The organism is Salinibacterium sp. UTAS2018 (assembly GCF_004118935.1).
Classification (GTDB): domain Bacteria; phylum Actinomycetota; class Actinomycetes; order Actinomycetales; family Microbacteriaceae; genus Rhodoglobus.
Window position 1 is genome coordinate 1,595,436 of sequence record NZ_CP035375.1, and the last position, 18,691, is coordinate 1,614,126.

18 protein-coding genes and 1 tRNA gene are annotated in these 18,691 nt (G+C 61.8%); 8 read left to right on the forward strand and 11 right to left on the reverse strand.

The features are described from left to right. Nucleotides 1-10 precede the first annotated feature (10 nt). The 4 genes from ESZ53_RS07645 to ESZ53_RS07660 form a co-directional block, all read right to left on the reverse strand. Nucleotides 11-1,420 (reverse strand): cell wall-binding repeat-containing protein, encoded by a 1,410-nt coding sequence (locus ESZ53_RS07645; RefSeq protein ID WP_168187200.1) that lies wholly within the window; start codon nt 1,418-1,420, stop codon nt 11-13. 229 nt (nt 1,421-1,649) lie between these two features. After that, nucleotides 1,650-2,105 (reverse strand): nuclear transport factor 2 family protein, encoded by a 456-nt coding sequence (locus ESZ53_RS07650; protein ID WP_168187201.1) that lies wholly within the window; start codon nt 2,103-2,105, stop codon nt 1,650-1,652. A 182-nt stretch (nt 2,106-2,287) separates the two neighbouring features. Beyond that, nucleotides 2,288-2,377, reverse strand: a tRNA-Ser gene (locus ESZ53_RS07655). Nucleotides 2,378-2,413: 36 nt separating this feature from the next. Continuing rightward, nucleotides 2,414-2,683, reverse strand: a complete 270-nt coding sequence (locus ESZ53_RS07660) for a hypothetical protein (RefSeq protein ID WP_129072284.1) — start codon at nt 2,681-2,683, stop codon at nt 2,414-2,416. Between ESZ53_RS07660 and ESZ53_RS07665 the strand changes: the two genes are divergently transcribed. From ESZ53_RS07665 to radA, 5 genes are all read left to right on the forward strand, one after another. Next, nucleotides 2,661-2,960 (forward strand): hypothetical protein, encoded by a 300-nt coding sequence (locus ESZ53_RS07665; RefSeq protein WP_129072285.1) that lies wholly within the window; start codon nt 2,661-2,663, stop codon nt 2,958-2,960. The two genes, ESZ53_RS07660 and ESZ53_RS07665, sit on opposite strands and share 23 nt — an antisense overlap. 191 nt (nt 2,961-3,151) lie before the next feature. After that, nucleotides 3,152-4,807 carry an FAD-dependent oxidoreductase gene (locus ESZ53_RS07670; RefSeq protein WP_129072286.1) on the forward strand — a complete coding sequence of 552 codons (1,656 nt, stop codon included), beginning with the start codon at nt 3,152-3,154 and terminating at the stop codon, nt 4,805-4,807. 59 nt (nt 4,808-4,866) lie between these two features. Continuing rightward, nucleotides 4,867-5,169 carry a rhodanese-like domain-containing protein gene (locus ESZ53_RS07675; RefSeq protein ID WP_129072287.1) on the forward strand — a complete coding sequence of 101 codons (303 nt, stop codon included), beginning with the start codon at nt 4,867-4,869 and terminating at the stop codon, nt 5,167-5,169. 2 nt (nt 5,170-5,171) lie between these two features. Then, nucleotides 5,172-5,504, forward strand: a complete 333-nt coding sequence (locus ESZ53_RS07680; protein ID WP_129073540.1) for a metal-sensitive transcriptional regulator — start codon at nt 5,172-5,174, stop codon at nt 5,502-5,504. A gap of 31 nt (nt 5,505-5,535) precedes the next feature. Continuing rightward, nucleotides 5,536-6,891: a DNA repair protein RadA gene (radA, locus tag ESZ53_RS07685; RefSeq protein ID WP_129072288.1), complete on the forward strand. Its 1,356-nt coding sequence runs from the start codon at nt 5,536-5,538 to the stop codon at nt 6,889-6,891. Between the two features lie 165 nt (nt 6,892-7,056). Here the strand turns inward: radA and ESZ53_RS07690 are convergent, their stop codons facing one another. The 7 genes from ESZ53_RS07690 to ESZ53_RS07720 form a co-directional block, all read right to left on the reverse strand. Then, entirely contained in the window at nt 7,057-8,166 is a 1,110-nt protein-coding gene (locus tag ESZ53_RS07690) for a DUF2510 domain-containing protein (RefSeq protein WP_129072289.1), read from the reverse strand. 206 nt (nt 8,167-8,372) lie between these two features. After that, nucleotides 8,373-8,798, reverse strand: coding sequence for an SseB family protein (locus ESZ53_RS07695; protein WP_129072290.1), 426 nt, complete (start codon nt 8,796-8,798; stop codon nt 8,373-8,375). Between the two features lie 12 nt (nt 8,799-8,810). Next, complete coding sequence (locus ESZ53_RS07700) at nt 8,811-9,428, reverse strand: hypothetical protein (RefSeq protein WP_129072291.1); 618 nt, start codon at nt 9,426-9,428, stop codon at nt 8,811-8,813. Nucleotides 9,429-9,454: 26 nt separating this feature from the next. Next, on the reverse strand, nt 9,455-9,958 hold the full coding sequence (locus ESZ53_RS07705) for an amino-acid N-acetyltransferase (RefSeq protein WP_129072292.1): 504 nt from the start codon (nt 9,956-9,958) through the stop codon (nt 9,455-9,457). Between the two features lie 165 nt (nt 9,959-10,123). Further along, nucleotides 10,124-12,601, reverse strand: coding sequence for an ATP-dependent Clp protease ATP-binding subunit (locus ESZ53_RS07710; protein WP_129072293.1), 2,478 nt, complete (start codon nt 12,599-12,601; stop codon nt 10,124-10,126). A 106-nt stretch (nt 12,602-12,707) separates the two neighbouring features. Then, entirely contained in the window at nt 12,708-13,784 is a 1,077-nt protein-coding gene (locus ESZ53_RS07715) for a hypothetical protein (RefSeq protein WP_129072294.1), read from the reverse strand. A 54-nt stretch (nt 13,785-13,838) separates the two neighbouring features. Next, entirely contained in the window at nt 13,839-14,963 is a 1,125-nt protein-coding gene (locus ESZ53_RS07720) for a hypothetical protein (protein ID WP_129072295.1), read from the reverse strand. Between the two features lie 126 nt (nt 14,964-15,089). On the opposite strand from ESZ53_RS07720, the gene ESZ53_RS07725 reads away from it, so the two are divergent. The 3 genes from ESZ53_RS07725 to ESZ53_RS07735 all read left to right on the forward strand — a co-directional run bounded on the left by ESZ53_RS07725 (nt 15,090) and on the right by ESZ53_RS07735 (nt 18,689). Beyond that, complete coding sequence (locus tag ESZ53_RS07725; RefSeq protein ID WP_129072296.1) at nt 15,090-15,707, forward strand: hypothetical protein; 618 nt, start codon at nt 15,090-15,092, stop codon at nt 15,705-15,707. Then, entirely contained in the window at nt 15,707-15,940 is a 234-nt protein-coding gene (locus ESZ53_RS07730) for a helix-turn-helix transcriptional regulator (RefSeq protein WP_129072297.1), read from the forward strand. The genes ESZ53_RS07725 and ESZ53_RS07730 overlap by 1 nt, the downstream gene beginning before the upstream one ends. Nucleotides 15,941-16,016: 76 nt before the next feature. Further along, nucleotides 16,017-18,689, forward strand: coding sequence for an ABC transporter substrate-binding protein (locus ESZ53_RS07735; RefSeq protein ID WP_129072298.1), 2,673 nt, complete (start codon nt 16,017-16,019; stop codon nt 18,687-18,689). Nucleotides 18,690-18,691: the final 2 nt, after the last annotated feature.

An 18,691-nucleotide genomic window follows, 5' to 3' on the forward strand; every position in this document is an offset into this window, starting at 1 on the left:
TCAGTCGCGATTAGCGGCAGGGAGTCATGTTGGCCACTCCGTTACCGAGAGCTCCCGTTCCACCGAGCAGTACCCGGTTTGAGGTGTCGAAGTCTTTCAGGTTTCCGACGACGCTCTTCGGCACGCAGTTGCCTGGCACTACGTAGAGCGGAGCCGACGTGTTGCCCGCAAGAGCAGCTCCGGCGAGCGCATCCGCGTATCCAGTACCGACGGCGAAGAAGGCGCGCGGTGCAGTATCGAAGCTGGCGCTATTGATCGCCTGCGATGTCGCATAGCGGTCACTACCGGAATAGCGGGTGGTCGAGTCGATGCCGGGCTGGGCATCCAGAGCCTTCATGACCTTTGATGACACAACTCCGGTTCCGCCGGCAATCATGATGTCCGAGATATCGAGGCGGTCGATCAGTTTGGCTGTCGCACTGTCGATTCCCTTAGCTTTGCCATCGATGAGGATGACGGGGCTTTCCGTGCTGCCGGCTGCGGCGCTCGCACTCAGCGCATCGGGGTAGTTGGCGCCCGTCGCGAAGAATGCGGTGTCCGCGCCTTGCGGGAATGCCCGCTGGACCACGATTCGCGAGGTTTCGTAGCGGCTCGCTCCCCCGTCGCGGCGAATCTTCGGGGCGAGTTTAGAGAGCTGCGAGTAGATGGATTTCGACAGCACACCTTCACCACCGACGACGACGATGAGTGCCGGCTTGAGACGTTTGATTTCGTTCTTGACGACCGTGGGAAGCCCTGTCGGTGGCGTCAAGAGAAGAGGCCCGCCCTGCATCGCGGCGGCAGGCGCAGCGCTCAGCGCATCCGGGTAGTTGTCGCCGGTTGCGACATAGATGACGTCTACGCCGGGCTTGTATTCCTGCGAGATTGCAACCGCGGTCGAGTAGCGGTCAGCACCAGAGAGGCGCTCGACGCCACTCGGCGCAACGGCCGGTGCGGGAACGCTCTTGCCGTACTTAGCGAAGTTCTGAACGGCCCAGGTCGTGCCATTGATGGTGAGGAACGAGATACCAATGTGGGTGTAATCGCCCATGATGTTGGCGCGATGCCCGGAGGAGTCCATCCACGCATCGTGCACGGCGGTCGGTGATGTCCAGCCACGGGCAACGTTCTCAGCTGCACGAGTCCAGCCGCTCTTGATCTGCGACGAGTACTTCGGATTGTGCGCCATCACCCCGTTGGCCGCCATCTGCTTTGCCCACGCGCTCGATACCGAGCTCAGCGACGAGTCCAACTTCAACGGGCCAAGGCCCTCAGCTGCCCGTGCGTTGTTGACCAGCGAGAGGATAGTGCCCTCTCCCGATGCCGCTGCTGGCGTCGGCGAAGAGAACGCTAAGCCTGAAGCCAATACCCCCACGATCGCAAACATTCCCAATGCGCGTACGACTGTGCGTCGCGCTCGAAACCCCCCGGTTTTTCCCACGAAGTGAACGCTACGCGAGCCCTCAGCGCGCGTATAGTCCCCTCTTCCGGGGACTGGGCGTACCCAAAACGGGGCACACGGAGTGCCTAAACTAGCGGCTCTTTGGGGATTCAACCCGGCCATTCGGGGGGCAAAACCGGTTTTCCCGACCGAGCTGAAAAACCACCGGCCTCACGGCGGTCGCTGGGGCGCCTAGGTCGCCCAGGTCGCCTAGAACGCCTAAAACGCGTTAGGTCGCCGAAGGAATGATCTGGTGCACGAAGCGCGCTTCAGTGAGGATGCGTCGTCGAGAAAAAACCCAACGCCCCTCTTCGCGCACATACTCATCCTCGTACCGAATAAGAAAGTTGTGCGCGAGGTCGAACGGCAGCCGCTCGTTCTGATGAAAATCTTCATAGAGGTGATGCGCAATGCAGTAGACCTCACCCGTCGCGGTGTCGCCGTCAACCCGGATCTGCTGGGTGGTGACAGAGTGCAGGGTCTTGGCGTAGCGCTTCAGCTGGTCCCCCGGGATGCGCACCACATCGTCATATCCGCGGGGCGCCGAGGAGCCGCTCTCGAAAACCACATCGCGCGAAAACAGTGACCGCCAGATCTCGACATCATTCTTATCGAGAGCCATTGCGTAACGGTGGGAGAGGTCTCGAACGGCGAGTTCGTCGAGCAGAGTGTCAAGAGGGTTCACGGCACCACTTTCGTTCGGTTCAGAAAAGCGACTAATCGATCTGGCGATTGCACCATATCAGCCGCCTTTTCTCCGCTGAAGCCTCCCAGCCGCCGCGAGCGCTAGCGCCACCGCTCAGCCCGACCTGCCCTCCCGCGCGAACAAAAAAGCCCCAGATTCTAAAAGAATCTGGGGCTTTTCTTTGGCGGTACCGGTGGGATTTGAACCCACGGTGCGCTTTCACACACACAACTTTTCGAGAGTTGCACCTTCGGCCGCTCGGACACGGTACCGGGAGAGAGTTTAGTACAGATATCAGCGACGTGCGTTCACGAGTTCTGGCGCATCCAACTGAGACCGTGCAGGAGCAGCGCGCCGACCAGAGAAAGGGAGCCGAACGAGAACCCGATGGGCGCTACCGACTGCACTGTTGCGACCATTTCGTAACTCGCCACATCGATGTTTCCCACGCCATAAAGGATGCTGTTGGCCCACCATAAAGCGGTCGAAGCGGCCGCGAGCCCGGCGACACCGAGGGCCCACAGCGCATAGAGCCATGGGTTGCGAGCGAGGCTAGTGGGTTCGGCCGGCGCCGCCACCTCCGTCGGCTCTCCCGAGTCATCTACATATTGCGATTGCCCTGCCTGCTGGCCAGGAGAGTTCGCCGTTTCCGGTGCGAGCGACGGCGACTGGGCAGGCGACGAAGACGGTACTGGTCGCGCTGGCGGTACTGGTGGCGCTGATGGCGAAGATGGCGAAGATGGAGGCGTAGTCGTAGTCGTAGTCGTCGGCGTCGGCGTCGGCGTCGGCATCAGCGGAGCGAAGATGTCGGTCCCCGCGGCGTCGGCCTGCTCGCCAGGCTCCCCCGTTGCGTAGCCACGCTGGAATGCAGCATCGAACCGAGGATCGAAATTGTTGCTGGCCACGTGGAAGCTCCCTTGTTCGTCGCTCCATCGTAAACACGATCGGCGCAAAATCGCGCATTCCTCAGCAATCTGACAACCGCCCCGTTTCGCCCGACGAGAACACGCAGTAGGCTGCCATACCCCTAGGGGTATGCTCGACTGATGAGCACCGCCAGCACCCCACGCCCCCGCCGCATTCTCGTCATTGGTGGCGTCGCGGCCGGAATGTCCTTCGCCACCCGCATGCGTCGCCGCGATGAGCGCGCCGAAATCGTGATCTTCGAACGCAGCGGTCACGTCTCGTTCGCCAATTGCGGCCTCGCCTATTACTTGGGCGGCGTCATCACCGAGCGAGACGAGCTCCTGCTCCAAACGCCCGCCAGCCTCGGCAGCCGCTTCGGTCTCGACGTTCGTGTCAACCACGAAGTCACCACGATCAACCCGGCGGGCCACACCATCACGGTGCACAACCGCGACGACGACACCACGAACACCGAGCACTTCGACGAGCTCGTCATTGCTACCGGCGCGAGTGCGGCCATCCCGGCCATCCCCGGCAGCGAACGGATGCTCGTGCTTCGCAACATCGAAGACGTCGACGCCCTCCACTCTTCCCTCGGCGACCTCGACCCAACGACCGCGAACGTAGTCGTGCTTGGCGCTGGCTACATCGGCGTCGAAATGGCCGAGAACCTGGCCAAGCGCGGCCTCAACGTCACCCTTGTGCAGCGCCCCGCCCACATTCTGGGCACTCTCGATGCCGAGATGGTCACGCCCGTCGAAGCCCATTTGCGCGCCAACGGCATCGACTTACGCCTCGGAACAGAAGCGGTAGCGGTGGATGCCTCCTCCGTGCGCCTCAGCGATGGCACAAGCGTCGAGGCAGACGTCGTTGTCGCGGCCATCGGAGTTCGCCCCGACAATGCCCTCGCCGTACACGCTGGCCTCGCCACTGGAGCCGCGGGCGGCATCCGTGTGGGAGCCGGCTACAAGACCAGCGAGCCACACATCTATGCCGTCGGCGATGTCGCCGAAAAGGTCGGCGCGATCAGTGGCGAACACGAGCTCGTCGCCCTCGCCGGTCCGGCCAACCGCGACGGCCGCTACCTTGCCGACACCCTCGCGGGCGACGATGTGGCCTCGAAGCCCGCCCTCGGCACAGCGATCGTGGGAGTCTTCGATCTGACCGTCGCAAGCCTCGGCTCGACTGAGCGCGCGCTGCGGGCCGCCGGCCGCGACATCCGCGTCATTCACACCCACCCCGTGTCTCACGCTGGCTACTACCCCGGCGCTCAGTCGCTCTCCCTCAAGCTCATTGTCGACGCCGCGACCGACCTCATTTTGGGGGCTCAGGCCGTGGGCCAAGAGGGCGTCGACAAACGCATGGACGTTCTTGCCACCGCCACGAGCTTCGGCATTACCGCGAGCGCTCTCGCGGACCTCGAACTCGCCTACGCGCCCCAGTACGGCTCCGCCAAAGACCCCATCAACCACCTCGGTTATGTTGCGAAGAACCTTCGCGACGACCTCAGCGCCTCGGTTCAGTGGCACGAAATCGACGCTGAACTCGCGGCAGGAACGCTGCTGGTGGATGTTCGCACTGCCGCCGAATTCGAACGCGGCGCCATCCCGCACGCCGTCAACATTCCGCTGGACGAGCTTCGCGGCCGCCTCGACGAACTCGGTGACCGCCGCGTCATCGTGCACTGCCAGGTGGGCCAGCGCGGCCACACCGCCGTACGCATTCTCGCCCAGAATGGTTTCGATGCCGTGAACCTCGACGGTGGCTACCGCACGTGGAGTGCGGCCACGGCCTAGACCAGCGGCTTCGCCCTCCACCAATCGCTCACGCACCTCATTCACCCCTAAGGAACCACATGATCACCATCACCCCCAAGACACTCTCTGAACTCACCAACCCCGTCATCGTTGATGTGCGCGAACCGGTCGAATACGTTTCGGGGCATGCGCCCGCGGCGGCCAGCATTCCACTCGGTGAACTTGTCGCCCGCGTCGAAGAGATCGACCGCGATGACACCGTCTACGTCATTTGCGAAAGTGGCGGACGCAGCGCTCAGGCCGTCGAATGGCTCAGCACTCAAGGCTTCGACGCCGTCAACGTCGAAGGTGGCACGTCGGCGTGGCGCAACGCTGGCCTGCCTGTCACGAAGGGCAACTGATCATGGCGACGGATGCTGCAGCTACCGCCACCGCGGAAACCACGGCAGTTGCTGCCGATGCTGGCCACGATCCCGAAGCGATGCGCAAGGTGATGAATCGCCTCAAGCGCGCCGAGGGACAGCTTCGCGCCCTCATCGAATCGATGGGCGCGGACTCGAATTGCAAGGATGTTGTGACGCAGCTTTCGGCTGTGAGCAAGGCCCTCGATCGCGCTGGCTTCATGATCATCGCCAACGCCTTGCAGTCGTGCTCGACCGAAGACGCTGATGGTCAGGGTAGCCACGATGGGATGACGAAAGACGACATCGAGAAGCTGTTCCTCACCCTCGCGTAGCGGTGTCAGTCGTGCCGCCTACTCTTGAACCATGGCCCGAGCTGTAAGTAATTTTCGCTGCACTGAGTGCGGCTGGACCTCCATTAAATGGGTAGGCCGCTGCGGCGAATGTCAGCAGTGGGGCACTGTGACCGACGCGGGTACTGCCACCGGCATCACGAAGCGCGTCTCCACCGTCGCAGTCTCTGAGGCACGCGGCGCACGCTCGATCACCGAGATCGGCGCTGAGTCGGTCGCACACTGGCCGAGCGGCATCGCCGAGTTCGACCGGGTACTTGGCGGCGGCGTTGTTCCCGGAGCCGCCATTCTGTTGAGTGGCGAGCCCGGCGTGGGCAAATCGACGCTACTTCTTGAGGTCGCGTCGCGCGCAGCGGCATCCGGCCAGCGCGTGTTGTACGTCACAGCCGAAGAGTCAGTCAGTCAGGTGCGGCTGCGCGCCGAGCGCACCAACGCCCTGCACCCCTCGCTCTTCTTGGCGGCCGAAACCGATCTCGGCACCATCCTCGGCCAAATCGACCACGTCAAACCCCAGCTCGTCATCGTCGACTCGGTGCAGACCGTTGCCTCCGCCGCGACTGAGGGCATTGCCGGCGGGCCGTCGCAAGTGCGCGAAGTCGCCTCCACGCTCATCCGTGTCAGCAAAGACCAAAATCTGCCCATTCTGCTCGTCGGTCACGTCACTAAAGACGGCAGCATCGCGGGGCCCCGCCTGCTCGAACACCTGGTGGATGTCGTGCTGCAGTTCGAGGGCGATCGCCAGACCGCGCTGCGCTTTGTGCGCGCACACAAGAACCGTTTCGGCTCCACCGAAGAAGTTGGATGCTTTGAGATGACCGGCGAAGGCATCGCCGAAGTCTCCGACCCCAGTGGCCTGTTCCTCTCCCACGCGCGTCAGCCCGTCAGCGGCACGTGCGTGACTATCGCTCTAGAAGGCAGACGTGCCCTCCCGGTAGAGGTTCAGGCGCTCATCGTGAAATCCCAAGCTCCCCAGCCGCGACGCGTCGTGAACGGCGTTGACGCCTCGCGCGTGGCCATGCTGCTGGCGGTGCTCGAGCGGCGCGCGGGAATTCCGCTGTCTACCTTCGACGTGTATGTCTCGACGGTGGGCGGCATCCGCGTCACTGAGCCCGGCGCCGACTTGGCGATCGCTCTCGCCATTGCCAGCGCCTACAAAGACAAAGCTTTCTCGGCCACCATGGCTGTCGTCGGCGAGATCAGCCTCGCAGGCGAAATTCGCCCCGCCTCTTCGTCGAAGCAGCGGCGCGCCGAAGCAACTCGTCTCGGGTTTGGCACCGTGATCGATTCAGAGGCTGCTCATGTTCGCGAAGCGCTGCGCCTCGCCTTCGCCGGCGCCACTGACGAGCGCGTTCAGATTCCCGAGTTCTAGGCCCCGGCCTCACTTAGCTTTCACGCAGCCCCGTGGTTCGCCGCTGCAGCTGCCGTGGTCAAGCGAAGCGTTCGCCGCAACACCGTCGCCCCCCCCCTAACGCAACAACGGCGACCCGTCTGAAGACGAGTCGCCGTTGCAACTGAAACTGTGGAAGCCGAGTGGCTAGCCGAACAGGGTCCAGAGACCCCAGTCCTCTACGCGCCAGCTGATCCAGCCGTTTTCGCGCTGCAAGCTCACCAGAATCGAGTCGCTCTGCCCATTTGCGGGCTTCACTGCGCGACACGTAAAGGTGTCACCGATCAGCACCGGCGGTGTCGCCGGGCAGTCGAGTTCAATGTTTGCACCGAGCGCTGACGCCTGCGCCTGAATCGAATCTTCGATCTGACCGCTAAACGTCTGCGGGATGAGCGAAATGATGAGCCCCGGAAGAATCAGCATGCCGATTACGAGCGAGACGAGAGTTGCTGACCAAGTGGCGATCGGGGCGATGCCCTTACCGGTCTCGCGCATAGTGCGGATACCGCGCATGACCAGGTAGACCGGTGCGGTCAAGAATGCCCACGCAGCATTTGCGGGGTTCTCGTGACCCCAGACCTGCAGAAGCAGGTTGTCGTACGCGGCAAGGCCGAGAACCACAATGTAGGGAGCGATCCAGACAACGAGCAGCAGCGGCAGGTTCGCACCGAGCCCCGCACCCGCGATGAGGAACATGCTGGTCAGGAGTTGCACGAGCGGCAAAATGGCGATGAGCCACACTGCTGCGTTGTAAGTACGGTGTTGGCGGATCTCGCGCTCAGGCGCTGCCTCTTCTTCGGCATAGGAACTCAGCGTGGATGCGCCGGGCATAGTGTTCGCGTGAGCGGCGGCAGCCTTAGGCAGCAGCAGAGGTTCGTCGACTTCGCGCGTCTCGTCGGCCGGAGCTTCGAGTTCACGCAGTGTCATCGCCAGTAGAGGCTGAGCGCTGAGTTCATCATGAACGGGCGCCGTCTCTGGCTCCGGTTCGCTCAGAGTCTCGGTGGTCAGGAAGCCTTCGGCACCATCGCGATCGCTATCGCGCTGCGAGCGACGTGACGGGTACCCGCCGATGTCATCCTCGAAGTCGTCATCGTCATCCGCAAAGGCCAGCTTGGTCGCTGACGGCTGCACAACGATAGGGGCACGGGCGTCTGAGGTGTGCTCAGTCCACGCTTGGGCATCCCACCAACGCAACTGGGGCAAACCTAGAGGGTCTGGGTACCATCCCGCTGGCACACCGAAACTGTTGTCTTCCACGTGGAACAGAGTAACTGGCTCAGACAGGGGATAGAAAGGCCTGTTTATAACATTGATGGCGGCGTGAGTCTGGATGTAACCCTAAAGAGTGCCGAAATTGGCTGTAAATGGTCTATTTTGACCCATTTGTCCCCTGAACTGGGTCAGCGGTTGAACCAAACTAGTTCGGTCCCGCGGGAAGAAAAAATCAGGCGCGGCGACGCCCGTCACGAAAGTGTGAGGGCATCCAGAATGTCGTCGGCCGATGCCTGCATCGCGTGGGGACCGGCCACGTCAAACCAGACGGACTCCAGCACTCCCTTATTGGTCTCCAGAAAAGCCTGAAGGTCCTCCGCGCGGTATGCCACGACTTGGTGATCTGACTCTTCAGGAAGCATCGCCACATAGGTGTCAACAGACGAGAACAGCAACAGCATGTACTTGTCAGCATCCCCGCGCCGGAAGACCCGCACCTGAGGCTCGGCAGCATCCGCCGCACTGTCGCCGTTACCGATTTCTACCAGCATGGGAACCATCACTCGATCGTTGCGCAGTGCGAGCGCCACCGATGTCGGGTCGCCTGCTTCAAGCGCCTGCGCGAGCATGGGGGAACTAAATTCGGCGCTTTGCGCCGCAGAGGTTGAAGAAGACATGGCCTATCCGGGTTAGTTCAACAAGAACTGTTTAGTGCTTTCAGAGCTAATGTCGCCGACCGTGACCTCAAGGTGGTAACTGGCGCCCCCCGCCGATACGGCCGGTCGATCTGACTCACAGGTGTCTGTCGCGGAGCGGGTGCGATCCCACTCGATCGTGCTCGACTTCACCTCGACGCCTGGCTGCAGTTCGATGGTGCGCGGCTCGCCCTCCGTCTGGCAGTGCGTCGAATTCCAAATCTCGTCGTCACCGCTGGTGATCACGAACTCTTGAATGTCGCTGCCGGCCTCAATAGCGCACGGCTCCGTCATTGTGCTCGTTATGGAGAACGACAACTGGGGGTTCTGATTCTCGTCGTACGTTGTTTCGTCCGTTGCGGCGTCGAGCGTGAGTTTCGCGGGATCACAAATAACTGCACCCGATGCATTCGTTGCCGCGGGAGCGCTTGAAGCAACTGCCGAAGGTTCCGCGCTGGGCGAGGTCGAGGCGGGGCCAGACGAGGCCTTGGGGCCAAACACAATCAAGAGGATGATTGCGATCACAGCAACGAGCCCTAACCCGACGATCAAGCGCCGGCGCCAATAGACGCTGCTTGACTGCGGGCCGACTGGATTCCTGAACGTCGACATACCGCAAGGCTAAACGTCTGAGGCCGCTAAAGACGCTTCAGCATGCGCGTGTTGCCGAGGGTATTGGGTTTTACACGGGAAAGATCCAGAAATTCGGCCACACCCTCGTCGGGAGAGAGCGCTAACTGGGCAAAAACGGTCGGATCGACAATTTCTTCCTCGACAGGCTCGAAGCCGTGGCGTTCAAAGAATGCCGTCTCGAAGGTAAGACAAAATAGGCGGTCGAGACCCAGCGTGCGCGCATCCGCCTCGATGCGATCCATGAGCGCATGCCCGACGCCCTTGCCTAACCAGTCGGAGGCGACAGCAAGGGTGCGCACCTCAGCCAGGTCGTGCCACATCACATGCAGGGCCCCGCATCCGATCACAGAGCCGTCGGGAGCGACGGCAACACGAAACTCTTGCACCGCTTCATAAAACACGACGAGGTCTTTGCCGAGCAGGATGCGCTCGTTTACCAGAGGCTCGATGAGGCTCTGAATGGCCGGCACGTCGTGCGTTCGTGCCGGGCGGATGCTGAAGCTGGTCACGAAGCAACGGTACCGCTGGCGGAGCCCCCAGCGTCGCACCGCGCTGCGGGTTTCTCCGACACGTTGACGCTCGCAGTGCTGCTCCCCTGCCGCACATGACGAAACGGCTGGGCAAGCACCCAAAGGTGTCGCCCAGCCGTTGTCGTCTGGAGTGAGGGTTGAGGCTTAGGCCTCGACCTCGGCCGGCTCCTTTTCGGGGAGACCGGGCTGGCGGCTCGTGACGAACACGAACTTGTTGTCAACGAAGTCAACGTGCACGTGGTCACCGGCGTTGAGCTCGCCGTGGAGAATCTTCTCGCTTAGCGCGTCTTCCACTTCGTGCTGCACTGCGCGGCGAAGCGGTCGGGCACCGAGGGCGGGGTCGAACCCGACTTCGATGAGGCGCTCCTTGGCGGGGGCAGTGATCTCGACGGTGAGGTCGCGATCCATCATGCGCTCAGAGAGACGCTTGATGAAGAGGTCAACGATCTGCAGCAATTCAGGCTTGTTGAGCTGCGGGAAGACGATGGTCTCGTCAACACGGTTGAGAAACTCAGGCTTGAAGTGCTTCTTGAGTTCTTCAACGACCTTGCCGCGCATGCGGTCGTAGCTCGTTGCCGAGTCACCTTCCACTTGGAAGCCCATGGGGCCAGCGGTGATGTCCTTGGTTCCCAAGTTGGTGGTCATGATGATGACGGTGTTCTTGAAGTCCACCACGCGACCCTGGCCGTCGGTCAAGCGACCCTCTTCGAGGATCTGCAGGAGCGAGTTGAAGATGTCGGGGTGAGCCTTCTCGATTTCGTCGAAAAGCACAACGCTGAACGGCTTGCGGCGCACCTTCTCGGTGAGCTGGCCACCCTCTTCGAATCCTACGAATCCGGGAGGGGCACCAAACAGGCGCGACACGGTGTGCTTTTCGCCGTACTCACTCATGTCGAGCGAAATGAGGGCGTTCTCGTCATCAAAGAGGAACTCCGCGAGCGCCTTGGCAAGCTCGGTCTTTCCGACACCGGTCGGACCGGCAAAAATGAACGAACCACTGGGACGGTTGGGGTCCTTGAGGCCTGCACGCGTGCGACGGATGGTCTTGGAGAGAACCGAGACGGCTTCCTCCTGACCAATGACGCGCATGTGGAGTGCCTTCTCCATGAAGATAAGGCGGCTGGACTCTTCTTCGGTGAGCTTGAAGACGGGGATGCCGGTTGCTGCTGCCAAAACTTCGGCAATCAGACCTTCATCCACGATTCCGCTCGCGCCGACGTCGCCCGACTTCCACTGCTTCTCGAGGCGAAGACGCTCTCCGAGCAGCTTCTTCTCTTCGTCGCGCAGGCTAGCGGCCTTCTCGAAGTCTTGGTCTTCGATGGCGCCTTCCTTGCGCGAGCGAACGTCGGCGATCTTGTCGTCGAATTCGCGCAGCTCGGGAGGTGCCGACAGGATCGACAGTCGCAGGCGTGCGCCGGCTTCGTCGAGCAGGTCGATGGCCTTGTCGGGCAGGAAGCGGTCGGCGACGTATCGGTCGGCGAGGTTTGCTGCGGCAACGATGGCACCGTCGGTGATGGATACCTTGTGGAACGACTCGTACTTGTCGCGCAGTCCCTTGAGGATGTTGATGGTGTGCGGCAGGTTAGGTTCGTGCACCTGCACGGACTGGAAGCGGCGCTCAAGCGCGGCATCCTTCTCAAAGTGCTTGCGGTACTCGTCGAGGGTCGTTGCACCAATGGTCTGCAGCTCGCCACGAGCCAGAAGCGGCTTGAGGATGGAGGCTGCGTCGATGGCACCTTCAGCAGCGCCGGCACCGACGAGGCTGTGGATCTCGTCGATGAAGACGATGATGTCGCCGCGGGTACGGATCTCCTTGGTGACCTTCTTGAGGCGCTCTTCGAAGTCACCGCGGTAGCGGCTACCGGCAATGAGGCTTCCGAGGTCGAGCGAGTAGAGCTGCTTGTCTTTCAGCGTTTCAGGAACGTCGCCAGCAACGATCGCGTTGGCGAGGCCTTCAACAACAGCAGTCTTACCGACACCGGGTTCACCGATGAGGACGGGGTTGTTCTTGGTGCGGCGGGAGAGGATCTGCATAACGCGTTCCATCTCCTTCTCGCGACCAATTACGGGGTCGAGCTTGCCATCGCGAGCCGCCTGAGTGAGGTTGCGGCCGAACTGGTCAAGAACCTGCGATCCCTTGTCGGGCGCAGCATCGTTGCCACCAACGGCAACGGCTTCCTTGCCCTGGAAGCTACCGAGCAGCTGGATGACCTGCTGGCGCACCTTGTTGAGGTCAGCGCCGAGCTTCACGAGAACCTGAGCGGCAACGCCTTCACCCTCGCGGATGAGGCCAAGCAGAATGTGCTCGGTGCCGATGTAGTTGTGACCGAGCTGCAGCGCTTCGCGCAAGCTCAGTTCAAGTACCTTCTTGGCACGCGGCGTAAAGGGGATGTGGCCGGTCGGCTGCTGCTGACCCTGGCCAATAATGTCTTGCACTTGCTCGCGCACGGAGTCGAGCGAAATACCCAAAGACTCAAGCGCCTTAGCGGCAACGCCTTCACCCTCGTGGATGAGGCCCAGCAAAATGTGCTCAGTGCCGATGTAGTTGTGGTTGAGCATCTTGGCCTCTTCTTGGGCCAAAACGACTACACGACGGGCGCGGTCGGTAAATCTCTCAAACATCTCTTCACTCCTTAGATACCGCTACAGATTCGGTACCGATGTAAAGAGACTAACCAGAGAAATCGCGAAATAGTCCGCTGTTCGCCCTAGGCGTGACTGGGCTGGGTTACTGCTCAGGAATGCACGCGCCCGGGCCTGCGCCGGGCAGAAATTCAGCACCGCTGGCGAGTACCGCATCGAATAGTTGCCGATCCTGACTCGACTCCGCGGACGTCACGGTACAGGCGGAGGTATGAATGAGGAACTGTCTTCCTTTTTCGGTGTAGCTGAAGTTGAGATCTGGCACCCTGCTGGCGAGCACACCAGCAGCAACAACGTTTTGCCAGTCAGCCTCGCGGTATTCGTTGTGGTTGACAGCTATCGACGCCTGCGTCAGAACGGTGCCCTCACGCATCGTCGCCTGCAGCTGCAACTGCACGCCTTCGGGATACTCTTCGCCCATTCCTGAGGAGTCGGCGGAGAAATCAGCAAGGGGGATAGTGCCTCGAATCTCATCGAGCAGTGCCACCGTATCGGCGGCCGGCAGGCTCGGATAGGCCCACATTCCCGAGAAGTTCCACATCGTGGGACTGCTGGTGTCGTCAGGAACCGCGGCAAGGGCGGTAAAGTTCGCGATGACTGAGTCGGCAGTGGCAAGAGCATCCTCCCCGTCAGGCCACGTAATGGTGCGGTCGTAGAGCGCACCACTCATCGAGGCGGTAAGCGCCATCGACAGGTCCGCCTCGACGGCGCTCTCGGCGGCACGCCAGTAGGCAACGTCATCAGCAAAATTCTCATCGGAAAATTCAAAACTGCTGCGGCTGAGGACGCCAGCACCGTCGTGCGCAGCGCTCAGCGTGAGCAGCGGGGCCGCAGTTTCAAAATCGACGCTCGTGAACGTCTCCCTAGCGACAGCAGCAATTCTCCGCACTTGATCGCGCGAGAGATTATCGGCCACTACGACGTGCAATTCTGCGGCGGCGCTCTCCGGAGTATCTGAGGCAAAACGAGCGGATGCCGACCGCACTCCTGCGATACTCTCCAGCTCAACCGCAGCCGCGTCGAGCGCGCGTTGGTGAGAAAGATCCGACGCCGCGGCATCCCATAATTGCCCAGCACCCCCCACGAGCGCACAACCGCTGAGAGAAACGGAGAGCGCGAAGATCACCGCGATCGAGGCCGCATTTTGTCGAGAAGACGTCATGATCCGACCGTAGTTCGATCCCTAGTCGCGCGCTCGCCCCAGAGGGGGGGCGAATCAGTACCCATCGTCAAAGTCAGGGATGCACTGCCCCGGTGCTGCGCCATCCAGCAACGCGACGCCACTCGCCTGCACCGCGTCGAAGAGGGCTTGATCGTCGTCGGTCTTCTGGATTGTTCCCTCGCACGTCGAGGTATGAAAGGAAAAGTCTCTGTCGAAAGAGAAGTACTCGAAGCTGAACCCTGGCAGTCGAGAAGTTGCTGCGGCAGCAGCCACCAGCGCCGGCCAGTCCTCCTCTCGGTATTCCGGGAAGAGAAGATCTACTTGGCGGCTCTGCTGCAGCATCGAGTCGCTCGCCCAACGAACACTGACTCCCTCGGGGAAGCTCTCGCCGCCTTCCGGCTCCGCGGTGAGCGAGGCATTGGTTCGTAGCGGGAATAAGCTGCCGAGCCTCTCAGCCAGGTTCAACACTTCGAGGGGTGGAAGCGAACCTGATGACTGCAGACCCGGGATAGACCAGAACTCAAAAACTCCGTTGTCGGCCGTGGAGAGCGCGCCAACAGGACTATCTTCCGGTGGTGAAAGAGCCGCAAGAGCGTCATAGTTATCAATAATCTGGCGAAGCGGTTGCCGCGGGTCAGCCTCAGCGGGAGCCGAAATAGCACGCATATGTTCGTCCCGAACAAAGACGGTTGAGTGAAGATTCATCGTCATGGTGAGTTGCGTCGCGGCGGTAATTTCACGCCAGTACCGGTAGTTCTCGACGACTTCGGTGCGAGGGAGGCCTAGGCCCGACACCGTGAACTCCGCCTCGTCATCGCCAGAAAGCCTGATGCTGAACGAGATTGGCAAGCCCGCACCTTCACCGTTGCCGTCGTATCGACTCATCGTTGACGCGACGACCGCCAATTGCTGCTCCGCGAAAGCTTCGCTCACCGCAACCTCGATCGTTGCGAAACTCTCCCAGTACGAATCGGGCGTCGCGATCCACGACACTTCGCTCACTCCTGGAATCCGCCGAAGCTGCACGAGGCTTTCAGAGAAGTCGCGCTGCTCTGCCGGCGAAAACCCTTCAACGAGAAGTTCGGATGCTTCGCCGCCACCCGGAGTACAGCCTCCGAGGGCCACCGTGAGCGCGATGGCGGCCGCAACCGCCCCCAGGACCCGCCGAGGAAAATTCATGACTCAAGCTTACGTTTCGCCCACCTGCACAGAGCGCAGGTCGAGGGAACCATCTGAGGCGCACAATTGGCCCTTGCACGCCATATCGATAAGCATTATGTTAACGATTATCGTTAGGAAGCAATAATGTCCACAACCTCCCCCGCGACAGCAGCGTCTCGAAGTGACCGCTACGGCTTCTTCGTCGTCATCGCCTTCGGGCTAGCAGCGGCAGTGGTCCTGCTTGTCTTGTTGATCCAGCGCATGATCGAAATTGTTCCCAACGTCGAAGTTCCGGTCGTCGCCCCATTCGCCAGAGAAATGGCAAGCTTGCCGATCGGCCCCGATGGAGCCGAAGTCCTTGTCGACGTCGATTCCGCCATCATCCTTGTGACCGGGATGCCGCCCATCACGCTCATCTCGCTCATGCTGGCCGATGCTATCCCCGCGCTTGCCACGATCACCATGATCGTTCTCGGGTGTTTTATGGTTCGAAACTTGCTGACGGGCCGGGTGTTCAGCGCGCACAACCTCCGCCTGCTCAACGGCTTTTTCGCCGCCGCCATTACCGGGTGGGCCCTAGGGCTGCTGTTCCGCACGATGGGCACCAACGGTGCTTTCGCGACCCTCAGCGATTACAGCTACAACAACGTGCTCGCCGTATTCGCACCCGCTCCGTGGCTCGCAATCTTGGGACTCAGTGTCCTTGTTTACTTCTTCCAAGTCGGCGCACGCCTGCAGCGTGAAACCGACGGCCTCGTCTGATGGCGCCGGCAGACGAGAACGACGTCACCGGCATCCACTGTCGGCTCGATGAACTGCTTGAGCAACGGGGGATGACGCTCACGCGGTTGAGCGAAATTGTGGGGGTGAGCGTCGTGAACCTGTCGATTCTCAAGAACGACCGGGCCCGCGCCATCCGCTTCTCAACGCTGTTTGCGGTGTGCGAAGCGCTTGAGTGCGAGGTCGGTGACCTTCTCGTGACCGCCGAACGCTAGCGGCAGCGATCGCTCATAGCCAAAGTTAATCATTCCGTAACGTTATGCCGGTGGTGTTTGGCCATAAGGTGTCGTTATGCAGGACGCACCGCACGACACCGCCACCCTTGACGAACTGACGCGCGCTCTCGACCTTCACATGCTGCGCATTCTCGTTGCCATTCAAGAAACGGGCAGCGTCTCCGCGGCCGCTCGGCGACTCGGTTTCAGCCAGCCCGCCATCACCCAGCACCTCAAGCGCAGCGAAGCCCGACTGAGTATCGCCCTCGTCGCCCGCACACCACGAGGCATGGAACTCACCGAAGCCGGCACCCTGCTCGCCCGCCACGCTCCCCGCATCGACGCCGCCGTCACCGCCGCAGCGAGCGATCTCACCGCTCACCTCGGGCTCGACCGCGGCTCTGTGCGTCTCGCCGCTTTCCCCGCCGCCGTCGCCAGCATCATCGCGCCACTGCTCTCGCGCCTCGCTCGCGAGTTTCCGGGCATCCACGTCGAATTCAGCGAAGCCGAACCGGATGCCGCCCTCAGCGCCGTCGCCGATGGCCGTGCCGATATCGCCCTCGACTATCGCTACACGAGCGATCACTCGGTGGCATCGAGCTCGCACACGAGCGCCGATGGCCTTCGCTCGCGCTTCTTGCTCTCTGAAAATGTGCTCGCGATCGTTCCCCGTGCCGTTGCCGACCAGCTCGGCGCCACGGCGAGCGTCAGTGCTCTGCTCCCCTTCACGTGGGTCGGTGGCCCCGCTACCTGCACCGAGCAGCTCGTCGCCGTCGCGACCGGGCTGGGCGAAAAACCCACCCTGCGGCACGACGTGACGACCACCGGCGCAGCACTCGCGCTTGTGGCATCCGGAATCGGCGTGACGTTTTTGTCCGAACTCGCCATTGCCACCACTACCCTCCCCGACGGCGTTGTCGCCCTCGAGTTGCAGCCCAAACTTCGTCGACGCATCTATGCGACAACGCTCGACGACTCCGCCGACACTCCGAGCATCGCCGTAGCCCTCCGGCTGCTCGCCATGCGCGAGGTGGCCCGGAAAACCAGCAGTGATCGCGCGGCACTGTCACAGCACTCGCACCTCCAACGCGCGAAATTTGCATCCTCTCCTTTTACACCTCCTGTAACGCTCACCGAAAGGCACGAACTTCGCATGAGATCGACTAACTCCACCCTGGCTAAGGGGGCTCGAGCGTCAACCGTCGCCGTGGCCGCCTCCGCCCTGCTGCTCGCTGGCTGCGCCACGTCGAGCACTCCGACCGGCGACGGCAACATCGACACCATCACGGTTGCACTGCCCGGCTCCCTCTCGAGCCTCTATGTGGGCGCGGAGAGCGGCATCCTGAACTATTACATCGCCTCCATCACTCAAGAAGGCCTCGTCTCAATCGATGCCGACGGCGCCCTGCAGCCCGGCCTCGCCGAGTCGTGGGACCAGCCGGATGACGTGACTTACGTCTACGAACTGCGCGACGATGCTCAGTTCCAAGACGGCACCCCGGTCACCGCCGACGACGTCGTGTTCAGCCTCGAGCAGGCGCGCGACGAGACCAGCTCGCCCGGCCTCTCGTACTACTTGGGTGGCGTCGACACGGTAGAGAAGACCGGTGACCTTGAGGTCACCATCACGCTCTCCGCTCCCGACTCGGCCTTCGCGGCCAACATGAGCACGGGTGGCGCCGCCTTCATCACGTCGCAGAAATTCTGGGAAGAGAACGACGGCGAAGTCGGCACCAGCAGCGCGCTGCTGCTCGGTTCAGGCCCCTACAAGGTCACCGAGTTCGTTCCCGACTCGCACGTGAACTTTGAACGCGTCGACACCTGGTGGGGCGACCTTCCCGAGGTGAAGAACATCAACGTGAAGTTCATTCCGGATGAGGGCACTCGCCTTCTTGCCGCCCAGTCTGGCGACATCGACGTGGCCTTCAACGTTCCCCTCGCGCAGTCGACCCAGTGGGAAGACCTCGACAACATGCGTGTCGACTACGTCAACGACCTCTCTTACGTCGGCATGTACTTCAACACCGCCCTCGAGCCGTTCAACGACCCGAAGGTGCGCGAGGCCTTCGCCCACAGTGTTGACCGCACCACGATCGTCGACAAGCTGCTGCGCGGCCACGGCGAAGTAGCCACCGCTATCGCCACCCCCGAATCGCTCGGCAGCGTCTACAGCGCCGACGACGCTCGTGACCTGCTCGCGAGCATCCCGCAGTACGACTTCGACCTTGACGCCGCAGCGGCAGCACTGGCAGCCTCCGATCACCCGGATGGCTTCGAAACCGACATCCTGTTCCCCTCCACGGGACCGCAGCTCGGTACCGCCGCTCAGTCGCTCGCCGAGAACCTCTCCAAGATCGGCATCACGCTGAACGTTCGTGAAGTTCCCATCGAGGAATGGCTCGCCAGCCTCGAGCAAGACAGCAGCTACGGCGTTGGCCTCATGTGGTACTTCTCCACGCTGGGTGACCCCGCCGAAGTTTCGACCTACATGCTCGGTGACTACAACATCTCGAACTACGAGAACCCCGAAGTTCTCTCGCTGTTCGAACGTGTGGGCGCCGAGACCGACCCGAGCGCCCGCATCGACCTCCTCATCGAGGCCGAAACGCTGCAGGCAGAAGACGTCATCAGCGTTCCGCTCTGGTGGGGACAATCCGCCACCGCGTTCTCGAAGGACATCGACATGAGCAGCTACAGCTCATTCGCGTTCATCTCCGCGTGGCCGACCCTGCTCACCCCCGCTGGATAATC